Below are 936 nucleotides of genomic sequence, written 5' to 3'. Positions count from 1 at the left end.
CCTCCTCCTCTGCTTGCCGCTGTTCGCCTGTGTGACGACGAAGTCCGTCCCGGTCCCGGCTTCTGCCGACTCCAGCGCGTTGCATCAGGTGAAGCGGGTGAAGGTGGCCGAGGGGGTCGAGCTCGAGCTGCTTGACTTCGGAGGCCAGGGACCCGCGCTCGTCTTCCTGTCGGGCCTGGGCAACACGGGCCACGTGTTCGACACCTTCGCGCCGGAGTTCACCGCGGCCCATCACGTCTACGCCGTCACCCGCCGGGGGTTTGGCTCGTCGAGCTGGCCCGAGCAGGGCTACGACACCGCCACCCTGGGCGAGGACGTCGTCCGGGTGCTGGAGGGGCTGGGAATCGCGAAGGCGTCATTCGTGGGCCACTCCGCCGCCGGGCCAGAGCTCACCTGGGTGGCAACCCATCACCCGGAGCGCGTGGAGAAGGTGGTCTACCTGGACGTGAGGACCAACGGTGACCTGCTGGCGGAGTTCCTTTCGGTCCTGCCCATGCCTCCTCCGAGCGAGCCCGCTCCCGAGGACGTGGCCTCACGCGCCGCGCTCGCCGCCGCGGTCGCGCGTGACGTCGGAGGAGCGTTCCCCGCGCACGAGATCGACGAGGCGAACGAGTTCGATCCGAAGACCGGGCACTACCTGCGCGACCGCAAGTGGCCGCACGCGGAGGAGCGGGTGATGAAGGGTTTCTCGCAGGTGGACTTCGCGGCCGTGACGGCGGCCGTGCTCTTCCTCTACGTGGATCAGCCTCGGTCCGGGCGGGCGGAGGACCTCCCAGGCTTCTCCCAAATGGACCTTCCCGTGCAGGAGAAGTTGAGGACCCTGAGCGCCAGGGCGCTCCAGCGGGACGCCGAAATGCTGAGCGTGATGAGCATGCCGAACTGGAAGGGCATCAAGCTCGAGCACGCGCGGCACTACGTCTGGCTCACCAACCATGA

At 68.3% G+C, this 936-nt stretch carries 1 protein-coding gene; it reads left to right on the top strand.

Going from position 1 to position 936, the window contains the following annotated elements:
- Window positions 1-936, top strand: a 936-nt coding sequence (locus D7X30_RS41370; RefSeq protein WP_233592128.1) for an alpha/beta fold hydrolase, incomplete at both ends; no start/stop codon positions are given.

Origin of the sequence: Corallococcus sp. AB011P, from assembly GCF_003611605.1 — a bacterium.
GTDB lineage: Bacteria > Myxococcota > Myxococcia > Myxococcales > Myxococcaceae > Corallococcus > Corallococcus coralloides.
Note: the sequence above shows the minus strand (reverse complement) of the source record. Positions and strands in the feature narration are given on the sequence as shown.